Source organism: Desulfovirgula thermocuniculi DSM 16036, from assembly GCF_000429345.1.
GTDB classification, from domain to species: Bacteria; Bacillota; Desulfotomaculia; order Desulfotomaculales; family Desulfovirgulaceae; genus Desulfovirgula; species Desulfovirgula thermocuniculi.
In genome coordinates this window covers 35,718-56,984 of the sequence record NZ_AUBR01000009.1, presented here as the reverse complement: position 1 = coordinate 56,984, position 21,267 = coordinate 35,718, and the positions used below count along the sequence as shown (strand labels likewise).

Genomic DNA, 21,267 nt, shown 5'->3' with positions numbered 1-21,267 from the left:
CTACTGGTGCGCGCCCAGGCGCGGCACGGGTTTGATATAAACGACAACCCCTTTCTCGGGGGCAAAACGCAAGGCTGCAGGATCCCCCTCCGGAGGAGGGGTTGGGCTGTTTTTGCCGCCCGTGTTACGGCGACAAGGTAGTACCGATTCTTTTTTCTGCCGAGGCATACTCGGTCTTTTTTTTGTGAGGAGGTGAGAAGTTGTCGGTACCCAGTGTGCTGATGCTGGTGCTGGCAGCCGTGGTCTTCTTTGCCGCGGGTTATCTCATGCGCAAGTTCCTGGCGGAGGGCCGCATAGCTTCCGCCGAGGAAAAGGCAAAGAAGATCATTGAGGAAGCCGAAAAGGCAGCCGAAGCCAAGAAGCGGGAGGCAATCCTGGAGGCAAAGGAAGAAATCCTGCGCTTCCGCAATGAAGTGGAGAGGGAGCACAAGGAAAGGAGGTTCGAGCTCCAGAGGCTGGAGAGGCGCCTGCTGCAAAAGGAGGAAACCCTCGACCGCAAGATTGAGGCCGTCGAGCGCAAGGAAGAGGCGCTCTGCCGCAAGGAGGCGGAAGTCGAGGGCTTAAAGGCGCAGCTGGAAGAGCTCTGCCGCAAGCAGCGGAGCGAGCTGGAACGCATTTCCGGACTAACGAGCGAAGAGGCACGCCAGCAGCTCCTGGCGGAAATTGAAAAGGAAGTGCAGCACGAAGCGGCGTTAATGATTAAGGAAATTGAGAGCAGGGCCAGGGAAGAGGCAGAAAGAAGGGCGAGGGACATCATCTCCCTGGCCATCCAGCGGTGTGCCGCCGATCACGTCACCGAAACCACCGTATCCGTAATACCCCTTCCCAGCGACGAGATGAAGGGCCGCATTATCGGCCGGGAGGGGCGCAACATTCGGGCCTTTGAAACCTTAACGGGCATCGACCTGATTATCGACGACACTCCGGAGGCGGTAATCCTCTCCGGTTTCGATCCCATCCGCCGCGAGATTGCCAGGGTGGCCCTGGAGAAGCTCATTGTGGACGGGCGCATACACCCCGCCCGCATCGAAGAGATGGTGGAAAAGGCCAGGAAGGAAGTGGAGAGCCAGATCCGGCAGGCCGGGGAGCAGGCGGCCATGGAGGTCGGCGTGCACGGCCTGCACCCCGACCTCATTAACCTCCTGGGCCGTCTGAAGTTCCGCACCAGTTACGGGCAAAACGTTTTGAAGCACTCCATTGAAGTGGCCCACCTGGCCGGCATCATGGCCGCCGAGCTGGGCGTGGACGCCCAGCTGGCCAAAAGGGCCGGCCTGCTGCACGACATAGGCAAGGCGGTGGACCACGAGGTGGAAGGACCACACGTGGCCATTGGCGTAGAACTGGCCAAAAAGTACCGGGAGCACCCCGAGGTTATAAATGCCATAGCCGCCCACCACGGGGATCACGAGGCCCAGAGCATCACCGCCGTCCTGGTGCAGGCGGCAGACGCCATTTCGGCAGCCCGCCCGGGGGCCCGCCGGGAGACGCTGGAGGCCTACGTGAAGCGCCTGCAGAAACTGGAGGAAATTGCCAGCTCCTTTGAGGGTGTGGAGAAGTCGTACGCCATTCAGGCCGGGCGGGAAGTGCGCATTATGGTCAAGCCGGAGAAGGTGGACGACCTGGGAGCCGTGCGCCTCTGCCGGGAGATTGCCAAGAAGATAGAGAAAGAGCTGGAGTACCCGGGCCAGATAAAAGTAACCATCATCCGGGAAGTGCGGGTGGTGGAGTACGCCAAGTGACCCCCTTCAAAAGGGGTCGCTTTCCTTTTCTGGGAGAAAAAATTTTCTTCCCGGCGTGGCGGCGGAGGCAGGATTATATCCTCCGGAAAAGAAGTTATACGTGTTGCAGTTTGAGCCGGGAGGGTGTCGCCTTTGGTTGAGGGTAGCGTGGAACTGCTGACCGCCATACTGGTGCGTTACCCGGAGGTGGCAACCATAAATTTCGCGCCCGACCGCCAGGTGCTGGAGTTCAACTTTATTGCTTCCCGGGCCCTCTCCCGCGCGGAGAAAAGCGCTTTAAAAGGCCGGCTGGCGGAGAGCATTGAGGTTTTTAACCTGCTGGAGGAGAGGCAAGTTCGCATAAAGCGGGTCGACCACCGCTCTTACGGCAACCTGACCATCATCAGGGTGCAGCGCGATGTGGAAAGCCTCGTGCAGGAGGAAATAGCCCTGATGGTGGAAGTGCTGCGCCACTTCCTGGGGGAGGACCTGGTGGCCGAAACCAACGAGGCAATTTACGAGGAAGAGCTCATCCTGCGGGAAAGGCTCATCAAGCACATGCTGGACGGCATGCGCTACATGGCCGAGGAAAAGCACCTCTTTGCCTTCCGCGAAGGCGGCAGGGTTCTGGTCTTCAACAAACAGGTGGAAAGATTGTAAAAATTATTGCGGGGCGAGAGGAATTTATTAGGCTTTAGCAAATATATACTTCAGGAGTTGCACTAGGTTGCGGGGAGGTCATCAAGCATGGAGGTATTAAAGGTTTCGGCAAAGTCAAACCCCAACTCTGTAGCAGGTGCCCTGGCAGGGGTCATCCGGGAGCGCGGCTGTGCGGAGCTGCAGGCCATTGGCGCCGGTGCCCTTAACCAGGCGGTAAAGGCAGTGGCCATAGCCAGGGGGTTTGTGGCACCCCACGGGCTGGACCTCATCTGCATCCCTGCCTTTACGGACGTCATCATTGACGGTGAAGAAAGAACGGCCATCAAGTTAATTGTGCAGCCACGTTAAAGATTATGCCGGGGTTTTTGCTAATTTTTATCTTGCTTTTAAACCTGTTTATTCTTGCATAAAGAATAAACAGGTTTTTAATTTTGGGAGCTGGTGCGGCATGGAATGGCTGGCCCTTCATTACCGCTTTATGATCATCGATGCCCACTGCGACGTGCTCACGGCCATGGAAGAGCAGGGCCGCTCTCTAGCCGATGTGGGCCGGGGAGGGCATGTGGACCTCCGCCGCCTGCGCCGGGGCGGCGTGGGCTTAATGTTTATGGCCGCCTTTATTTCCCCGGCCCACCGTGAGCGGGCTACGGTGAGGGCCCTTGAACTCCTGGCCCGCGCGTATGAGGAACTGGAGAAGAACCGGGAAGAATTGATGCCGGTCAGGTGCGCTGCCGACATGGTCAGGGCGCGGGTAAGCGGCAAGACGGGCGTGCTCTTGGCCGTCGAAGGAGGGGAGGCGCTGGCCGGTAGGCTGGAGGTGCTGCGCATGTTTTACCGGCTGGGGGTGAGGTGCCTCACCCTGACCTGGAACGGTCGTAACGAGCTCGGCGACGGGGTGGGCGAGGAGGGGACCCGGGGCGGGCTCACCCGCTTCGGGCGGGAGGTGGTGCGGGAGATGAACCGGCTGGGAATGGTGGTGGACGTTTCCCACCTTTCTGAGGCCGGCTTTTGGGACGTGCTGGAGGAGTCGGCCCAACCGGTCGTTGCCTCCCACTCCAACAGCCGCAGGATCTGTCCCCACAGGCGCAACCTCACCGACGAACAGATCCGCGCCCTGGCCGCCGCGGGGGGCGTGGTGGGACTGTGCTTTTGCCCGGATTTTATCCACCCCACGGAGCCTTCCCTGGAGAGACTCCTCGACCACCTGGACCACATCGTCTCCCTGGCCGGGATTGGCTGCGTGGGGATAGGTTCGGACTTCGACGGCATAGACGGCGTGGTTCCCGGCTTGGAGGACGTGTCCCGCCTGCCAAACCTCACCCGCGCCCTGTGGGAAAGGGGCTACCGGGAAAAGGAAATTGCTGCCATCTTGGGCGGCAATTTCTGGCGGGTTTTACACCAGGTCTTGCCGCGGCAGGATTTAGCGCTCTAAAAGTCGAAAAAACAATGGGGTGAACACCTTGCCTTGCGACTTACACGTGCACACCAGCGCCTCCGACGGTACGGAAAACCCGGCGGAGGTGGTGGAGAAGGCCGGGAAGGCGGGGCTGACGGCCCTGGCCGTTACGGACCATGACACCATCAGGGGCGTTGCCCCTGCCCTGGAGGCGGGTCGGGAGATAGGCATCACCGTTTTACCCGGCGTGGAGCTGGCAGCCGAGGAAGAGGACGGAGAGGTGCACCTCCTAGGATACCTCTTTGACCCGCACCACCCTCTCCTGCGGGAGGAACTGGCCCGCCTGGAAAAGGCGCGCCTGGCCCGGGTGGAAAGGATGGTGGAAAAAATCCGCGCCCTGGGCATCCCGCTGGCGCTGGAGCGGGTGCTGGCGCTGGCCGGGGAGGGGACGGTGGGCCGCCCCCATGTGGCCAGGGCCCTGGTGGAAATAGGAGCGGTGGGCTCGGTGGCGGAGGCTTTTGCCAGGTACCTGGAGCGGCACGGCCCGGCTTACGTGCCCAGGCTGAAGATGGCTCCCGAAGAAGCCGTGCTGCTCATCCGCCGCGCCGGGGGGGTGGCAGTGCTCGCCCACCCGGGGCTTTCCCGGTGCGAGGAATTGATACCCCGGCTGGTTTCCGCGGGCCTGCAGGGCCTGGAAGTCTACCACCCGGAACACACGCCGCAGATGGTGGAGCACTACCGGGGGCTGTGCCGGCGCTACGGCCTCTTGGCCACGGGGGGCTCCGATTACCACGGCGCGGGCCACCGCAGGTACAGCCGCCTGGGGGAGGTTACGGCCCCCGATGAAGTGGTGGAAAAGATGCTTGCGCTGGCGGGGAGGACCGCCTGAGAAATATAGCGTATCGGGGTGTTTTTAAGTGAGGGTAGCCAAACGCATTAAAAACCTGGGCACGGGCATCTTCAGCGAGATGGAGGCGCACAAAAAGGCCGTCGAGGCGCGGGGGGTAAAGGTGATTAACCTCGGCGTGGGCAGCCCGGACCGGCCGCCGGCACCCCACATCATTGCCGCCCTGCACCGTGCCGTTGACGAGCCGACCAATTACCGTTACCCCCTGGCCGGCTTGCCGCGGCTGCACCAGGCGGTTGCCGCCTGGTACCGGCGCCGCTTTGGTGTGGAGCTGGACCCGCAGAGCGAGGTCCTGGTGCTGATGGGCTCCCAGGACGGGCTGGCCCACCTGGCCCTGGCCTACCTGGAAGAGGGTGACCTGGCCCTGGTGCCCGATCCCGGTTACCCCATCTATGCCGGCAGCATCCTCCTGGCCGGCGGGGAAATCTACCCCCTGCCCCTGCTGGCGGAGAACGGCTTCCTTCCCGACCTGGAGGCAATTCCGGAAGATGTGGCCAGGAGGGCCAGGCTCTTGTGGATTAACTACCCCAACAACCCGGTGGCCGCTTCGGCGGACAGGAGTTTCTTTGCCCGCGTAGTGGAGTTTGCCCGCCACTACGATATCCTGGTCTGCCACGACGCGGCCTATTCCGAGCTGGCCTACGACGGCTTTAAGCCGCCGAGCTTTCTGGAAGTCCCGGGAGCAAAAGAAGTGGGCATTGAGTTTCACTCCCTTTCCAAGACGTATAACATGGCCGGGTGCCGCATCGGCTTTGCCGTGGGCAACCGGGAAGTGCTGGCCGTTTTGGCCCAGTTAAAGTCCAACATAGATTACGGCGTCTTCAGGGTAGTGCAGGAAGCGGCCATTGCCGCCCTGGAGGGGCCGCAGGATTGTGTGGAGGAGATGGCCCGCACCTACATGAAGCGGCGGGACGTGCTGGTGGAAGGGTTGGCCGGCTGCGGCTGGCACGTGCCCAAGCCCCGCGCCTCCATGTTTGTCTGGGCCCCTCTGCCACCGGGTTACACCTCTTCCCGGCAGTTCGCCCTGGAGCTATTGCACCGGGCCGGCGTGCTGGTCATACCCGGGGTGGCCTTTGGCGCCAGGGGAGAGGGGTACGTGCGCATTGCCCTGGTGCAGGAAGTAGAGGTGCTGGAGGAGGCGGTGGAGCGCATCAGGAGATCTTTTGCCTTTTGAGGGCTCCTTTCTATAACCGGCGGCAGGGTCATATACTAAAAACAAATTGCCTGCCGGGGGTGTATGCGCTTGGACGTGCTGGAGCTGAAGCTGCGCGTGCGGGAGCTGGAGGAGAAGGTAGATCAGCTGCGCCTGAGCCGCCGCGTGCTCATGTGCCTCCTGGAGAGGATGGAAAAGGAAAGGGCGGCCCACCTCGTCCGGCTGGAAAGGGAAAACAGGAAATTGCACCGGGCCAATTACCGCTACGCGCGCTCCCTTTGGCGCAAGAACATGCGCATCATGGAGCTGGAATCCAAATTGCGGGAGATCCTCTCCCCGCAAACCCCACCACGCTAGTTGAGGAGAGAAAACCCCATGCGCATTGCCGTTGTCGACGGCCAGGGCGGAGGTATAGGCAAGCACATTGTGGAAAAGCTGCGGCGGGAACTACCCGAAGAGGTGGAAATCCTGGCCCTGGGGACCAACGCCCTGGCCACCTCTGTAATGCTCAAGGCGGGGGCCAACGAAGGGGCGACAGGGGAAGGTGCGGTGGTCTTTAACGCCTCCAGGGTGGATTTAATCGTCGGGCCGGTGGGGATTCTCTTTCCCCACGCCATGATGGGTGAGCTGACGCCCGCCATGGCCGCCGCCCTGGCGGCCAGCCCGGCCAAAAAGATACTCTTGCCCCTGATCAGGGGTCCCGTGGAGCTGGTGGGCCTGCGCTCCGAGCCCCTGCCCCATCTGGTGGACGAGCTGGTAAGGCGGGTAAAAGAGCACCTGCCCGGTTAAGGGAGGGCGCGCTGTGCCGTTGGTGCTGGTGCTGGGCGGGGCCAGAAGCGGTAAAAGCAGGTTTGCCGAGGAGCTGGCGGCGGCCTCCGGTCCCCGGGTGATCTACGTGGCCACGGCGGCGGCGGGCGATGAGGAGATGGCCCGGCGCATTGCCAGGCACCGCCTCCGCCGCCCCCCGGAGTGGCAGACGGTGGAGGAAGGGCTTGCCCTGGAGGAGGTCATCCGCCGTTACGGGCACCGGGCCTCATCCATACTCGTGGACTGCCTCACCGGATGGGTGTCAAACCTTCTCCTGGCGGAGGGCCTTCCCCGCGCGGGCTGTACGCCGGAGGAGAAAGAAGAGTACATTTTGCGGCGGGCCGATGGGCTGGCCAGGGCTGCCGCCGCCCTGCCGGCGAGGGTTATTGCCGTGGCCGGTGAGGTGGGCATGGGCCTGGTCCCCCCCTATCCCCTGGGCCGTGCCTTCCGGGACGTGGCCGGGGAGGTAAACCAGCTCATGGCCCGCCACGCGGAGCAGGTCTACCTGGTAGTGGCCGGGCTGCCGGTGGAGATTAAGGGCCTCGCCGCCAACCGCGGCAGTCACATAGGAGGTAATTGAATTGCTGGCCAAAACCATCATGGTACAGGGAACGGCTTCCCACGTGGGTAAAAGCGTGCTGGTGGCCGCTCTTTGCCGCATATTTTACCAGGACGGTTACCGCGTGGCCCCTTTTAAATCGCAAAACATGGCCCTCAACTCTTTTGTCACCAGAGAAGGTGGGGAGATGGGCCGGGCGCAGGTGGTGCAGGCGGAGGCAGCCGGCCTGGAGCCCCACGTGGACATGAACCCCGTTTTGCTGAAGCCTACGGGGCAGGCCTCTTCGCAGGTGATCGTGCTCGGCAGGCCTGTGGGCAATTTGAGCGCGCAGGAATATCACCTGAAGTACGCCGGCAAGGCTTGGGAGGCGATTTGCGGGGCCCTTGAGCGCCTGCGCCGCCGGTTTGAGATAGTGGTCATTGAGGGCGCCGGCAGTCCGGCAGAGGTCAACCTGCAGGCCACGGAGATAGTCAATATGAAGGTGGCCCGCCAGGCGGAGGCTCCGGTGCTGCTGGTGGCCGATATCGATAAGGGCGGCGCCCTGGCGGCGGTGGTGGGCACGCTGGAACTTCTCCCGCCGGGAGACCGCTCCCGCGTGGCGGGAATTATCATCAACAAGTTCCGCGGCGATTTAAAGCTCTTTCGCCCGGCGGTGGACTTCTTGGAATCCCGGACCGGCGTGCCGGTGGTGGGCGTGGTGCCCTACTTTGAGGGGTTCCGCATCCCGGAGGAGGACACCGTGGCCGAAGAAATTATTGCCGCCGCTAGGTTGCCGCGCCGGCAAGACCTGGACATTGCCGTCGTTCACCTGCCCCACATTTCCAATTTCACCGATTTCGACCCCCTGCAGGAGGAGCCGGATGTAAACCTGCGCTATGTCGGGCAGGGCACGCCCCTGGGTGAGCCTGACCTCATCATCTTGCCGGGGAGCAAGAACACCATTGAAGATTTGATTTACCTGAAGCGCTCGGGCATGGCTGCGGCTATCGTGCGGCTGCACAGGGAGAGAGGGGTTCCGGTGGTGGGCATCTGCGGGGGCTTTCAGATGCTGGGCAGGGAACTGTGCGACCCCCAGCACCTGGAGTCCAGCGTGCCCCGCACGGAAGGGCTGGGGCTGTTGGACGTGCAAACCGTTTTCCTTTCCCATAAGGTGACCACCCAGGTGGAGGCGGAAGTGGCGGGCGACGGCCCCCTTTTATCCCCCACGCGTGGCCAAAAAGTGGTGGGCTACGAAATCCACATGGGTCGTACCGTCCTGGGAGAAGGGACGCGTCCCGTTTTTCGCGTCTACCGCCGCCTGGGGGAGGAAGTGGACTGCCCCGACGGGGCGCAGGATGAGCGGGGGCTGGTCTGGGGGACGTATATCCACGGGCTTTTCGACGCCAGGGAGTTCCGGCGGGGCTTTTTAAATGCCCTGCGGGCCAGAAAGGGACTGCCCCCCCTTGAGGAGGCTGCCCGCCTCGATCACTGGGAGCAGAGGCAGCGGGACTACGACCGCCTGGCGGCGGTTGTGCGGGGTAGCCTGCGGATGGACAAAATTTACCAGCTCCTGGGCCTGCCCGGTCCGCGGTGGGCATGCTCCAGGTAGCCCTGGCGTACCTCCTCGACCTCGTGGTGGGGGACCCACCCCGCATTCCTCACCCGGTGGTGGCCATGGGACGGCTCATTGCCGTGCTGGAGGCGCTGCTGCGCCGCCTGGCCCGCCGCCCCCTGGCCCTGCGCGCGGCGGGGGCTTTCCTGGCCGCAGCCGTGGTGGGGGCCAGCTACGCGGCCACGCTGCTCTTGCTCAGGCTGGCGTCCCTTCTCCATCCCTGGGCCGCCGTGGCGCTGGAGATCTGGCTCCTTTCCACCACCTTTGCCGTCAGGGGCCTGGCCGAGGCCGCCCGGGAGGTGGGTGAGCCCCTGCGGGAGGGCAACCTGTTGCTGGCCCGCCGGCGGGTGGCCATGATCGTGGGGCGGGATACGTCCTCCCTGGATGAGGAGGGCGTGGCCCGGGCTGCTGTAGAGACGGTAGCCGAGAACATTGTGGACGGCTTTGTTTCCCCCCTTTTCTATGCCCTCCTGGGAGGGGCCCCTCTGGCCATGGCCTACCGGGCGGTGAATACCCTGGACTCCATGGTGGGCTACCGTGACGAGGCTTACCGCGACTTGGGGTGGGCTTCCGCGCGCCTGGACGACCTGGCCAACTTCCTGCCGGCGCGCTGGGCGGGGCTCCTCCTGGTGGTGGCGGCCTGGCTTTCAGGCCGCCGGGCCGGTGCGGCCTGGCGCGCCCTCAAAAGCGATGCGTGCAAGCACCCCAGTCCCAACAGCGGCTTCCCGGAGGCGGCCATGGCCGGGGCCCTGGGGTTGCGCCTGGGAGGCTGGAACTATTACCGCGGTAGGCCTTCTTTTCGCCCCTACTTAAACGAGGCGGGGGAGCCTCCCCGCGCGCGGCACATTTCCCAGGCGGTGGACATGCTCTACCTCACCGCTGCCCTGGCGGTAGCCAGCGGGCTGGTCGCCCGGGCGCTGGCGGGCAAGTTTTTTTAAGGAGGAATTCCTTTTGCAGGTACCGCGCCTCGTTCTGGCGGCAACCCACAGCGGGACCGGCAAAACCACCCTGGCCACCGCCCTGGCCGCCGCCTTTTACCGCGCCGGGCTGGTGGTGCAGCCCTTTAAGGTGGGCCCCGATTACATCGACCCCGGCTACCACACGGCGGCTGCCGGTCGCCCCTCCCGCAACCTGGACTCCTTTTTTTTGGGGCCGGAAGGCGTCAGAGAGCTTTTTGCGCGGGCCGCCCGGGGAGCCGACCTTTGCCTTATTGAGGGGGTCATGGGCCTTTACGACGGCAAGGGGGCCGGGGAAAAGGGCAGCACGGCAGAGGTGGCCAAAATCCTGGGGGCACCGGTGGTGCTGGTGGTGGACGCCAGGTCGCTGGCCCGCAGCGCGGCGGCCATGGTGCTGGGTTACCGCCTCTTTGATCCCCGGGTGCGGCTGGCCGGCGTTATCCTCAACAGGGTGGGCGGCGAAAGGCACTACCGCCTCCTGCGGGAAGCCATAGAGGGGGAGGCCGGGGTTCCCGTGGTGGGGTACTGCCCCCGCCGCGAGGAAATATCCCTCCCCCAGCGCCACCTGGGCCTTTTGCCGGCGGTAGAAAAGGAGGCCCTGGCGCCTTACCTGGAGCGCTTGGCGGAAATCGTCTCTTCCACGGTGGACCTTTCCCGCCTCCTGGAGATAGCCCGCGACGCCCCGCCCCTTGAGGAACAAGCCCCCCTCATTTTCCCGCGCCAAGCGGCCCCGCCTGCCGTGCGTCTGGGCGTGGTGAGGGATGCCGCCTTTCATTTTTACTACCAGGACGGGCTCGACCTCCTGGCGGCCATGGGGGCGGAGCTGGTGCCCGTGAGCGCCCTGGACGACCCGTCCCTGCCCGCAGATCTGGACGGCCTCTACATTGGCGGCGGTTACCCGGAGATGTTTCTGGAGCGCCTGGCGGGAAACCGCAGTTTTATGGAAAGCCTGCGCCGCGCCTTTGAACGCGGTATGCCCCTCTATGCCGAGTGCGGGGGGATGATGTACCTTTGCCGGGCCATTGTTGATTTTTCCGGTCGCGAATACCCCATGGTCGGCCTCATACCCGGAATTTGCCGCATGGCGCGGCGCCGGGAGGCCTTGGGTTATGTGGAGGCCCGCGTCTTGACAGGTAACATCCTGGCTCCTGCAGGTACACGCCTGGTGGGGCACGAGTTCCACTACTCCTACGTGGAGGGCGTTCCCGGGGAAGTTCCCCGCGCCTACCTCCTTTACCGGGAGGGGGAGGAGGGGCGTGAAGACGGCTACGTCCTGGGCAACCTCCTGGCCTCCTACCTCCACCTGCACTTTGCCGCCTGCCCTGAGGCCGCCCGGCGCTTTCTCGCCTGCTGCCGCGCTTACAGGGAAAAGCGCCATTCAGGGTGAAGCGAAACAATGTTGAAGGCTTTCTTGCACGCCCTGCACTTCTTAACGCGCCTGGGATTCTGGAAGGTTGAATTTGACCGGCAGGCATTCGGGCGGGCCCCCGTTTTCTTCCCGCTGGTGGGCTTCCTCCTGGGGGCAATCTGGTTAGGGCTGGCGCGCTTTTTCTTGCTTCTCTTCCCGGAGGCGGTGGTGGCCGCCCTCCTGGTTGCCGCCATGGTATTTTTAACAGGCGGGCTCCACCTCGACGGGTTCATGGATACGGTGGACGGGGTATTTAGCGGGCGGCCCCGGGAGCAGATGCTGGAAATTATGCGGGACAGCCGGGTGGGGGCTTTTGGCGTTATAGCCCTGACCTGCCTCTTGCTCCTCAAGTATGCCGTGATCTTGGCCTTGCTGCAAAAAGAAAAGCATTTTCCCCTCCTGGTGGTGCCTGCCCTGAGCCGCTGGGGCATGGTCTATGCCCTGGCCAGCTTTCCCAGTGCCCGCCGGGAGGGCCTGGGGTACTGGCAGGCCAGCTGCACCGGAAAGAAGGAGCTTTTCCTGGCCACCTGCTGGGCCCTCGGCGCCGCGGTAGCGGCGGGCCCGCCGGGGCTGGCCCTCTTCCCGGCGGCCTGGATAGCGGTGCACGGCATGGCCCGCTACCTCAGCCGCCGGCTGGGCGGCTTGACGGGGGACACATACGGCTTTCTAAACGAGGCCCTGGAGGTCTTTCTCCTGTACGGGACCTATCCCTTGAGCCTTTTGTTGCCGGAGGTTTTAAGATAATTTCAGGGGGCATTTTTATGCATTTTTTCCCTTCCCACGGCGGCAACTTGGCCTGGGCCTCTGCGACCTACGGCCTTCCCCCGCAGGACTTTGTGGACTTCAGCGCCAACATCAACCCTCTGGGCCCGAGTCCGGCGGTGCTGGAGGCCATAAAGGCCAACCTCTGGCGGGTGGCGCACTATCCCGATCCGGAGTGCCGGGAGCTGAAAGACGCGCTGGCCGGCCACCTGGGCGTGGAGGAGCGCTGTATCGTGGTGGGCAACGGGGCCAGCGAGCTGATTTACCTTCTGGTGAGGGTGCTGCCGCGCGGGCGCGCCGTAATCCCCGTGCCCACCTTCAGCGAGTACGCCCGGGCGGTGGAAGCGGCGGGCGGTGAGGTCAAGTACGTTTTCATGGACCCGGGCAGCGGCTTTTCCCTGCCGCTGGAGGAAGTCAAGGCGGAGCTTGTGAGGGGGGCAGGGAGCCTGTTTTTGTGCAATCCCAACAACCCCACGGGCAACCTTTACGCGCGGCGCGAGCTGGAAGAACTGCTCGACCTGGCCGCAGAGCTGGGAGTGTATGTGGTGGTGGACGAGGCCTTTATGGATTTTGTGCTTGAGCCCGGCGGCCATACCCTCCTGCCCCTGGCCGGGCGGCACCCCCGCCTCATCCTCCTTTACTCGCTCACCAAAATACTGGCCATACCCGGCCTTCGCCTGGGGGCCTTGCTGGGGCCGCCGGAGATCACGGCGGAGCTTTCCCGGGTAAAAATCCCCTGGAGCGTTAACGCCCTGGCCCAGGTGGCCGGCGTGGCCGGGCTGCAGGACAGGGAGTACCTCGCGCTCACCCGCCGGGCGGTGGCCCGGGAGCGGGAATTCCTCTTCCGGGAGCTGGGCCGGGTGCCGGGGCTCCGCCCTTTCCGGAGTGAGGCCAACTTCCTGCTGGTGGAGGCCCGGCTGGACCGCCTTTCCACGCCGGAGCTGATTTACCGCCTGGGTCAAAAAGGCATCCTCCTGCGCCACTGCGCCAACTTTGTGGGCCTTTCCGCCGACTACTTCCGCCTGGCCGTAAGGGGCCGGGGGGAAAACCAGCGCCTCCTGGCCGCTTTGCAAGAGGTCCTGGACCGGAGCTGAGAAAGGACGGGAAGGGAAGATGGGCTGCCGCCTTTTCCTGGTCAGGCACGGCGAGACCGTGTGGAATGCCCAGATGCGCTTTCAGGGCCATACCGATGTCCCTCTTTCCCCCAGGGGTATCGAGCAGGCCCGTGCCCTGGCGGCCCGCCTGCAAAGAGAGAAGTTTGCCGCCTTTTATGCCAGCGACCTTAAGCGGGCCGTGGAAACGGCCCGCATTTTAGCCGCGCCGCACGGACTGGCGGTGGAGACGCTGGTTGAATTGCGCGAGCTCCACTTTGGGGCCTGGGAGGGCCTGACCGGGGAAGAAATAAGGAACCGCTATGCCCGGGAGGTTGAGCAGTGGTGGGGGGATCCCGTGTCCACGCGCGTGCCCGGGGGCGAAACGCTCCTGGAAATGCTGGAGCGGACGAGCGCGGCCGTCTGCCGCATTGTGGAGAGATTTCCCGGCCAGCAGGTGGTGGTGGTTTCACACGGCGGCCCCATCCGTGCCCTGGTGGCCAGGGTCCTCGGCATGAACCTGAGGGATTACTGGCGCCTGGTGCTCTACAACGCATCCCTTTCCATTTTGGAGTTTTCGTCCTGGGAAAAGGGGGTTCTCACCCTCTTTAACGATTGCAGCCACCTGGAAAGGGGGGCCTGCTAATTGGCTCGCCGCCTGGGCATCCTCTTGCTCCTCGTGCTGGTTTCCTTTTCCCTCTTGCTGGCCCGCCTTTTCTGGGTGCAGCTGGTGTGGGGCGGCCAGCTGCGCAGCGAGGCGGCCAAAATACGCACCCGGGAGGTCATCCTCCACCCGCGGCGCGGCAACATTTACGACCGCCAGCACAACCTCCTGGTGAGCAGCAAGCCGGCTTATTCCCTGTATGCAAACCCCCAGGAGGTAAGGAACCCCCAGGAAGCGGCAGAGCGCGTGGCCGCAGTCCTGGGGCTCCGCAGGGAGGAAGTGCTCAAGAAGCTCGCCGCCCACAGGTTCTTTGTCTGGATTGCCCACGGGGTGGATTACGATAAGGCCCAGCAACTGCGGGACCTGGAAGGGTTCGGGCTGGTGGACTCCAGCACCCGCTTCTACCACCAGGGTACGATGGCCGCCGCCCTCCTGGGGTTTGTGGGCAGCGAGGGGCAGGGTCTGACCGGCATCGAGAAGAGCTACGAGAAAGAGCTGCACGGGGTGCCGGGCAAGGTGCTGGTGGAGGTGGATGCCCAGGGGAGGGAGATCCCGCAGAGCAGCCGGCTCGTACAGCCGGCCAGGGCAGGAAACAACCTCGTCCTCACCCTGGACCAGACCGTGCAGTATTACGTGGAGCGGGAGCTGGACAGGCTGGTTCGCGTGCACCAGCCCAGGTGGGCCGTCATTTTGGTTATGGACCCCAAAACGGGCGAAATCCTGGCCATGGGCAGCCGCCCCACTTTTGACCCCTCGCGGTGGCCGGAGTTCCCCCAGGAGGTGTGGGAGAAAAACCCGGCCACGCATTACACCTACGAGCCCGGTTCAACTTTTAAAGTGGTGGTGGCGGCAGCGGCCCTGGAAGAAGGCGTGGTGCGGGCGGATGAGGGCTTTGAGGATGGCGGCTACATTGCCGTGGGCGGGCGGAAGATATACTGCTGGAACCGCCAGGGCCACGGCTTTGAAACCTTTGCCCAGGCGGTGGAGAATTCCTGCAACCCCGTGTTTGTGCAGGTGGGGCAGAGGCTGGGGCGGGAGCGGCTTTACAAGTACATACGCGGCTTTGGTTTTGGGTCGCCTACGGGCATCGACCTCCCGGGGGAGGAGTTGGGGCTGCTCATCCCCCAGCAGCAGGCCAGGGAGCTGGATGTGGCCTCCATGGCCATAGGGCAGGCCATTGCCGTAACACCCTTGCAGCAGCTTTGCGCCGTGGCGGCCATTGCCAACGGGGGTTACCTCATGCGGCCCTACCTGGTAAAGGCGGTGGAGAACGAGAGAGGGGAAGTGGTCTGGGCGAGGACTCCCCAGGCGGTACGCCAGGTAATTTCCTCTTCTACGGCACGGCAGGTGGCCGACCTCCTGGAGAGGGTGGTCTTGGAGGGCACCGGCCAGCTGGCCAAAGTGGAAGGCTACCGCGTGGCCGGGAAGACGGGTACGGCCCAGGTTCCCGGCTCCGGGGGCTACCTGCAGGACAAGTATGTGGCTTCCTTTGCCGGGTTTGCCCCCCTGGAAGACCCGCGCATTGCCGTGCTGGTGGTGGTGGGTGAGCCGGGCAAAGGGGAGTATCACGGCGGCGAGGTGGCCGCCCCGGCATTCAGCGCGGTGGTGCGGGATACGCTGCGCTACCTCGGCGTACCCGAGGCCCCCGAGGGCAGGGCCCGGGATGCCGCGCCTGCGGCAGAAAAAACAGAGCAGTTAACCGTGCCCAACGTGGTGGGCTACCCGGTAGAGGAGGCCCGCTGGCTCCTGGAGGAGCGCGGCTTTAATAGCTGGGCGGGCCAGCGTACCGGTGTGGTGCTGGGCCAGGACCCGCCGCCGGGGAGGAACGTGCCTCCGGGGACGGTGGTAAGCCTCCGTGTTTCCTCCGGCTTGGTTCAGGACATGGTTATAGTGCCCGACCTGGCGGGGTTGACGGTTAAAAAGGCCGGCGCGGTTCTGGAAAAGCTGGGCCTCGGTTTTAACCCCCTGGGGAGCGGCATTGCCGTTTCTCAGGAACCGCCGCCGGGCAGCCGGGTCAGGCCGGGCATGGAGGTGAAGGTAAAATTTAATCCCCCTTAAACCAGGAGGATTGTCTGCTGGATGACAGAAAAAGGGCGGCGTTTTGTGTCAAAATAAGTTTAGCACGCAGGGTATCTCAAAACCTCCTTCTTCCCGTTCCCCGCCCCCCTTGAAAAGGGGGTGGGTTTTTTCTTTTTAAAGCTTGAGCAGGCTTCCGGCCACCAGTCCCAGGCCCATGGCCACAGCGCTGCTGATGAGGATCCACAGGAGTTCCTTTTTGATCCTTTTCACCAGGTGCTCCGTATCCCTCGCGGGGGCGGCGGCACCGGGAGCGGTAGTGGTAGCCCTGCCCTTAACCTTTGAAGCCATAGAAATCGACCTCGCTTTAGCGGCTGGTATTTTTTAAGGGAAGCGCACTTTAACCGTTACTTTGTTTTCCGGAGAGCCATCCTTGGGGCTGGGGGAGAACACTTCCAGCGTGCCTTCCCCCCCTTTTTGCGGCCGCTGGTAGTTGAGCCGCAATTCAAAGTCCCCGCGCTCCGGAGCCCCCTTGCTGGCCGTGGTGGCCGCGGTGGCCAGCACTTTCCCCTGGTCGTCCAGCAGCCGGGCCTGAACGCGGCCCTCAAAAACCCTGGCGCTGCCCTTTACCAGCAGGGGGCTCCCTGCCACCTGATCGGGCGTTGGGTGGGTTACCCAGATGGCCGGTTCATAGGTCTTGGAGAGATCGCGGCGGAAAGGCTGGCCGGAAAGGCCTACGTGCCCCCACCAGTCGCGGGTGCGCTCGTCAACCTTTCCCTCCACCTCAAAGGATACCTGACGGATTTCCGGGAACTCCGTAAGGGTGTTCACCACGCTCTGGATGCCCAGGGCCTCTCCCTCTGCCCCTGCGCCGTGTTGTTCCAGAACCTCGCGGGAAAAATTCACCGTGGCCGTGCCGTCCTTAACCGTGACTCCCAACACCCTGGTGCGGGGGGGCAGGATGCGCGAGGCTCCGGGAGTAATTACCTGCCCGCTGATAAGCTCCTCCACCGCGGCCACGTGCGGGTCCTTTCCCGGGGGCACCTGGTGCACCTCCCGGACCAGATAGCTGTCCTGCGCGGTAAATTTCACGTAGTATACTGCCAGGGTGAGAGGCTCTGCGGCGGCGGCACCCGGCACCGGTCCTCCGGGGCTGCTCCTGGTCTTGGCGCAGGAGGGCAGAAGCAGCGCGATGCCCACAAGGGCCAGTGCCTTTAAGAATGTTTTCAACATTTTAAACCCCGCCCTCGCTTGCCGTGCTTTTTATATAGTATACTTCCACAAAAAAATAAAAGATCCCCCCTTTACGGGGGAACTGGTAAAAACTTACCTCAGTGGGAATAATGCCCGCTCGCCTTTTCCTCTACCTTCTCCATGATCCTGGCAATGGGCTGCCCAAAAACGGCGGAAACGATGCCTATCCCCAGCACGATGGCCAAACCGGCGTAAAAGGCCGTCCAGTCCGCCACTTCTGCTCCGCCTCCTCGCTTTTAAATGTACCACCCGGCAGAGAAAAAATCAACCGGTGCGGCCAAACATTTGCTGGTACTGTTCCATGGTAATGAGGATGGCCCGGGGCTTGCTCCCTTCGTGCTTGCCCACAATGCCCCGCCTCTCCATAATGTCTATGAGGCGGGCGGCCCTGGCGTAGCCAATGTGCAGCCGCCGCTGCAGCATGGAGATGGAAGCGCACCCGCTTTCGATGAGCACCCTTACCGCCTGGGGCAAAAGCTCGTCCTCTTCCTCCCAGCTTTCCCTTTCCTCCTCGACTTCCGGTTCTTCCAGCACCCGCTGGTCGTATACCGGTTCCGCCTGCTCCCTGATGAAGGCCGTAAGCCTTTCCACTTCCTGCTCGGAAAGGTAGGCTCCTTGTACGCGCAGGGGCTTGGGAGCGCCGACGGGGAAAAAGAGCATGTCGCCCCTGCCGAGCAGCCTCTCCGCACCGCCCATGTCCAGGATGGTGCGGGAGTCCATCTGCGAGGAGACGGCAAAGGAAATGCGCGAGGGTATATTGGCCTTGATCAGGCCGGTAATGACGTCCACCGAAGGCCGCTGAGTGGCCACAACCAGGTGTATCCCGGCGGCGCGGGCCATCTGGGCCAGCCGGCATATGGAGTCCTCTACATTGGCCGGGGCCACCATCATCAGGTCGGCCAGCTCGTCAATGATGATCACCAGGTAGGGTAGAGGAGCAAGGGTATCTTCTGCCGCCCGCCGGCAGACCTCGTTATAGCGCCTGATCTCCCGCACGCCGGCGCGGGCAAAAAGCTCGTAGCGCCGCTCCATCTCTTTTACCGCCCAGTGCAGCACCCCGGCGGCCTTTTTGGCGCTGGTTACCACCGGTGAGACCAGGTGGGGGATGCCGTTGTAGGTGGTCAGCTCGACCATTTTGGGGTCGATCATGAGGAACTTGACCTCGTCGGGGGTGGCCTTGAAGAGGATGCTGGCAATAATGGTGTTGATGCACACGCTCTTGCCCGAGCCGGTTGCCCCGGCAATGAGGAGGTGGGGCATCTGGGTAAGGTCGGCCACCACCGGCGTGCCGGCGATGTCCCTGCCCAGGGCCACGGTGAGGGGGGAAGGGCTTTCGGTAAACTCCCTGCTCTCCAACAGCTCTCTTAAGCCTACCGTGGCCACCTCCCGGTTCGGCACCTCAATGCCCACGGCGGCCTTCCCTGGGATGGGCGCTTCGATGCGCACGTCGGGGGCGGCCATGGCCAGCGCCAGGTCGTCGGCCAGGCCCACAATGCGGCTCACCTTTACCCCTGCCGGGGGTTGGATCTCGTAGCGTGTAATGGCCGGCCCCACGGTAACCTGCACCACCCGGGCCGGGATGTGGAAGCTGGCCAGGGTTTCCTCCAGGATTTGCTTTTTCTCGGCGATTTCCTTTTCGAGTACCTGGTCGTCCCGGGGCCGCGGCTTGGCCAGCAGGGTAACGGGGGGTAACCGGTAGGGGCGCCCGTCGGCCAGCGTGCGGGGCGGGCGGGTAACCTGCACCGGGAGGGGGGGCTGCTTGGCCTGCTCCCCGGCGGTGGCTTCCGCCTGCCGGGTCTCCTTTACCCTGGCCTTTCTTTCCTCCTGCCGGTGAGGCTTTTTCTCTTCCTCAACGACCTCCTCAAAGAGAAGGCCCGCCACGCGCCTGCCGATCCGGCGCCCGGCGTCCTTGGCTCCGGCCCATGCGATGGCCAGAAGCCGACCCGGGGAGCGGCCGGTAAAGAAGAAGAAACCTGCCAGGGCCAGGGAGGCCAGGACGATGCGGCTGCCCACGCTGCCGAAGGATTGCTGCAGCACAAAGCTAAAGGCGGCGCCCACCACTCCACCGCCTTCTCCCGCCAGGCCCATCCGCAGCGCTTCGTCGGCAGAAATGGGCAGGTGAAGGGTGGTGAGGGCGGTCAGGAGCAGCACCAGGGCCCCCCAGTGCTGGGAGGTCCACTTAAACCCCCCCTCCAGCAGGAGCTTGAGGCCGTAAAAAAGGATGGCCACAGGGAGGAGATAGCGTCCCTTGCCGGCGGTGACCAGCATGGCCCTGAAAAGCAGCTCTCCCACCGGGCCCACGGCTGTGGTAAACAGGCTGGCCAGGCTCAGGAGGGCCAGCGTCATGACCGCCAGCCCCAGAAGGTCGCTTGTGAGGGCCGGACGCGGTGACTTGGGCACCTTCGCTTGAACCTCCCGGTATGTATGCCGACATGAGCCTTGTTCTCTCGCCATAATTTGAGCTTACCATAAAATGGTCACCGGGGCAAGCTTGCCCCGGTGACAAATGCTTTTTGCGGGAATTATATCCTGCGCAGGCGCAGGTTTTTGCTTCTCGCGGCTTTCCTCCTGCCGTAGCCGATTCCCGCTGCCGCCAGGACGATCAGGATGGCGCTTACCAGCTGGGCCACCCTGACGGGCCCCAGCATCAGGCTGTCGGTGCGCAGGCCCTCGATGAAGAAGCGCCCCACGGAGTAAAGGCCCAGGTAGAGCAGGGCTACCTCTCCGGTGAAGCGCTTCCTCTGCCAGTACCAGGTGAGGAAGAGGAAAATGGCCAGGTTCCAGAGGGACTCGTAAAGGAAGGTGGGGTGATAATATTGACCGCCAATGTACATCTGCTCCCTGATAAAGGCGGGGAAGCGGGCCATAAACTCGGCCGACACCGGGCCCCCGTGGGCCTCCTGGTTGATGAAATTGCCCCAGCGGCCAATGGCCTGGCCGAGGATCACGCTGGGGGCGAGGATATCCGCTATTAGCCAGGGGGGGAGCTTGTGCCGGCGGGCGTAAAGGAGGCCAGCCAGGGTACCTCCCAGGAGCCCGCCGTGAATGGCCAGGCCGCCGTGCCAGATGGCCAGGACTTCCAGGGGGTTTTCCCGGTAGGCGGGCCACTCGAAGGCCACGTAGTAGAGGCGGGCGCCGATGATGGCGCAGGGGATAATCCAGAGGATCATGCTGTAAATGTGGTCGGGGGCCACGCCGTTTTGCTGTGCCCGCCTGGCCGCCAGCCAGGTGCCCACGAGGAAGGCCGAGGCCATAATAATGCCGTACCAGCGTATGGCGAGGGGGCCGATTTTAACAGCTACGGGGTCGATCACGCTTCTTGGCACCTCCGCTTAAAACCAGTATGTGGGGTAGCAATGCTTTCCGCGGCAGCGGTGCACTGCCAGCGCTACGGAGAGAAGTATGACCAGGCCCGCCAGGACGGGCCGCAGCACGAAGTCGAACCCCTGCCCGCCTAAGATGGCGGTGAGGGCCGTGGCGCCCCCGGGAGGGTGTACAGTGCGGGTATAGAACATGAGCACTATGGCCAGGCTCACGCCCAGCGTAACCGCCACCCAGCTTGCTCCCAGGAAATGGTAAGCTGCCGCCCCCACCAGGGCGGAAATGAGGTGGCCGCCCAGGACGTTGCGGGGCTGGGCAAAGGGGCTTTCGGGAAAGCCGTAAATAATTGCCGCCGTGGCGCCAAAAGAGGCCACCAGAAGGGGCAGGCGGTAATGGAAGGCCAGGAAGGACACTGCGCCTATGCCCAGGAGGCTCCCCAGGCCTATCCAGGCCATTTCCCGTGCTGTGGGACGGCAGGTGGGGCAGGCGCTGAGGGTCTTTATCCTGTCTAAAAGGCCCCGGCGAAAAAAGGTTTTTCCCCCCTTATCCGGCGTGGGGAAAGGGGCAGCGGGCAAGGACATGGCGGTCACCCACCTTTTTTGGAGCAAGGTCCTTTTGCTATTACTTTTATGCCGGTTGGGTAATAGGGCCTATGACCTGGATCACAGGGTAGGGGATAAATAAAAAACCCTACCGGCTGGTAGGGTTTTGTCACCGCGTGTCCGGGTTACCGGTAGCTCATGCGGCGGGTGGTGGCCAGGCATTCCCGGCAGTAAATGGGGCGGCGCCCGGTGGGCCTGAAAGGCACCTGCGTTGGCGCTCCGCAACTGGCACAGAAGGTTTCGTACATTTGGCGCTCCTGTTGCTTGCGCCGGCGGCGGCAGTCACGGCAGCGGGCAGGCTCGTTTACCAGACCCTTTTCGGCGTAAAAGGCCTGCTCCCCTGCGCTGAAGATAAACTCGGCGCCGCACTCACGGCAGGTGAGCACTTTGTCCTGGTACACA

General features: G+C 63.5%; 23 protein-coding genes. 16 read left to right on the top strand and 7 right to left on the bottom strand.

The features are described from left to right. The first annotated feature begins 221 nt into the window (after positions 1-221). The 16 genes from rny (at position 222) to G454_RS0103750 (ending at position 15,730) form a co-directional block, all read left to right on the top strand. Positions 222-1,739 (top strand): ribonuclease Y, encoded by a 1,518-nt coding sequence (gene rny / locus G454_RS0103825; RefSeq protein ID WP_035106834.1) that lies wholly within the window; start codon positions 222-224, stop codon positions 1,737-1,739. Positions 1,740-1,871: 132 nt separating this feature from the next. Further along, a complete protein-coding gene (locus G454_RS0103820) occupies positions 1,872-2,378 on the top strand; it encodes a hypothetical protein (protein ID WP_211229940.1) in 507 nt (168 codons plus the stop codon). Positions 2,379-2,465: 87 nt separating this feature from the next. Continuing rightward, the gene (locus G454_RS0103815; RefSeq protein WP_027717533.1) at positions 2,466-2,726 is read left to right on the top strand and encodes a stage V sporulation protein S; all 261 of its coding nucleotides are present in this window, start codon (positions 2,466-2,468) and stop codon (positions 2,724-2,726) included. A gap of 100 nt (positions 2,727-2,826) precedes the next feature. Next, complete coding sequence (locus tag G454_RS0103810; RefSeq protein ID WP_027717532.1) at positions 2,827-3,810, top strand: dipeptidase; 984 nt, start codon at positions 2,827-2,829, stop codon at positions 3,808-3,810. Between the two features lie 19 nt (positions 3,811-3,829). After that, positions 3,830-4,663, top strand: coding sequence for a PHP domain-containing protein (locus G454_RS22560; protein ID WP_211229939.1), 834 nt, complete (start codon positions 3,830-3,832; stop codon positions 4,661-4,663). A gap of 28 nt (positions 4,664-4,691) precedes the next feature. After that, a complete protein-coding gene (locus G454_RS0103800) occupies positions 4,692-5,855 on the top strand; it encodes an LL-diaminopimelate aminotransferase (protein ID WP_027717530.1) in 1,164 nt (387 codons plus the stop codon). A gap of 63 nt (positions 5,856-5,918) precedes the next feature. Next, a complete protein-coding gene (locus G454_RS0103795) occupies positions 5,919-6,191 on the top strand; it encodes a hypothetical protein (protein ID WP_027717529.1) in 273 nt (90 codons plus the stop codon). Positions 6,192-6,209: 18 nt separating this feature from the next. Continuing rightward, positions 6,210-6,623, top strand: coding sequence for a DUF3842 family protein (locus G454_RS0103790; RefSeq protein ID WP_027717528.1), 414 nt, complete (start codon positions 6,210-6,212; stop codon positions 6,621-6,623). A 13-nt stretch (positions 6,624-6,636) separates the two neighbouring features. Then, complete coding sequence (gene cobU / locus G454_RS0103785) at positions 6,637-7,221, top strand: bifunctional adenosylcobinamide kinase/adenosylcobinamide-phosphate guanylyltransferase (RefSeq protein WP_027717527.1); 585 nt, start codon at positions 6,637-6,639, stop codon at positions 7,219-7,221. A gap of 4 nt (positions 7,222-7,225) precedes the next feature. Then, complete coding sequence (locus G454_RS0103780; protein WP_027717526.1) at positions 7,226-8,788, top strand: cobyric acid synthase; 1,563 nt, start codon at positions 7,226-7,228, stop codon at positions 8,786-8,788. After that, the gene (cbiB, locus tag G454_RS0103775) at positions 8,776-9,729 is read left to right on the top strand and encodes an adenosylcobinamide-phosphate synthase CbiB (protein ID WP_027717525.1); all 954 of its coding nucleotides are present in this window, start codon (positions 8,776-8,778) and stop codon (positions 9,727-9,729) included. The genes G454_RS0103780 and cbiB overlap by 13 nt, the downstream gene beginning before the upstream one ends. Before the next feature lie 13 nt (positions 9,730-9,742). Next, on the top strand, positions 9,743-11,134 hold the full coding sequence (locus G454_RS0103770; RefSeq protein ID WP_027717524.1) for a cobyrinic acid a,c-diamide synthase CobB: 1,392 nt from the start codon (positions 9,743-9,745) through the stop codon (positions 11,132-11,134). A 12-nt stretch (positions 11,135-11,146) separates the two neighbouring features. Further along, positions 11,147-11,899 (top strand): adenosylcobinamide-GDP ribazoletransferase, encoded by a 753-nt coding sequence (cobS, locus tag G454_RS0103765; protein ID WP_211229938.1) that lies wholly within the window; start codon positions 11,147-11,149, stop codon positions 11,897-11,899. Positions 11,900-11,916: 17 nt separating this feature from the next. Continuing rightward, the gene (cobD, locus tag G454_RS0103760) at positions 11,917-13,011 is read left to right on the top strand and encodes a threonine-phosphate decarboxylase CobD (RefSeq protein WP_027717522.1); all 1,095 of its coding nucleotides are present in this window, start codon (positions 11,917-11,919) and stop codon (positions 13,009-13,011) included. A gap of 19 nt (positions 13,012-13,030) precedes the next feature. Next, the gene (cobC, locus tag G454_RS0103755; protein WP_027717521.1) at positions 13,031-13,654 is read left to right on the top strand and encodes an alpha-ribazole phosphatase; all 624 of its coding nucleotides are present in this window, start codon (positions 13,031-13,033) and stop codon (positions 13,652-13,654) included. Continuing rightward, positions 13,655-15,730, top strand: coding sequence for a penicillin-binding transpeptidase domain-containing protein (locus G454_RS0103750; RefSeq protein WP_035106811.1), 2,076 nt, complete (start codon positions 13,655-13,657; stop codon positions 15,728-15,730). A 135-nt stretch (positions 15,731-15,865) separates the two neighbouring features. On the opposite strand, the gene G454_RS21340 is transcribed toward G454_RS0103750, so the two are convergent. The 7 genes from G454_RS21340 to G454_RS0103715 form a co-directional block, all read right to left on the bottom strand. Continuing rightward, a complete protein-coding gene (locus tag G454_RS21340; protein ID WP_156896656.1) occupies positions 15,866-16,039 on the bottom strand; it encodes a hypothetical protein in 174 nt (57 codons plus the stop codon). Positions 16,040-16,072: 33 nt separating this feature from the next. After that, positions 16,073-16,921, bottom strand: a complete 849-nt coding sequence (locus G454_RS0103740) for a Gmad2 immunoglobulin-like domain-containing protein (protein WP_027717519.1) — start codon at positions 16,919-16,921, stop codon at positions 16,073-16,075. A gap of 98 nt (positions 16,922-17,019) precedes the next feature. Continuing rightward, positions 17,020-17,157, bottom strand: a complete 138-nt coding sequence (locus tag G454_RS21335) for a hypothetical protein (protein WP_156896655.1) — start codon at positions 17,155-17,157, stop codon at positions 17,020-17,022. A gap of 49 nt (positions 17,158-17,206) precedes the next feature. After that, entirely contained in the window at positions 17,207-19,342 is a 2,136-nt protein-coding gene (locus G454_RS0103730; RefSeq protein ID WP_027717518.1) for a DNA translocase FtsK, read from the bottom strand. Positions 19,343-19,464: 122 nt separating this feature from the next. Next, on the bottom strand, positions 19,465-20,256 hold the full coding sequence (lgt, locus tag G454_RS0103725; protein ID WP_027717517.1) for a prolipoprotein diacylglyceryl transferase: 792 nt from the start codon (positions 20,254-20,256) through the stop codon (positions 19,465-19,467). 18 nt (positions 20,257-20,274) lie between these two features. Beyond that, positions 20,275-20,844, bottom strand: coding sequence for an HPP family protein (locus G454_RS17620; protein ID WP_051275843.1), 570 nt, complete (start codon positions 20,842-20,844; stop codon positions 20,275-20,277). Between the two features lie 146 nt (positions 20,845-20,990). Then, positions 20,991-21,266 carry a zinc-ribbon domain containing protein gene (locus tag G454_RS0103715; RefSeq protein ID WP_027717516.1) on the bottom strand — a complete coding sequence of 92 codons (276 nt, stop codon included), beginning with the start codon at positions 21,264-21,266 and terminating at the stop codon, positions 20,991-20,993. Between the last annotated feature and the right edge of the window lies 1 nt (position 21,267).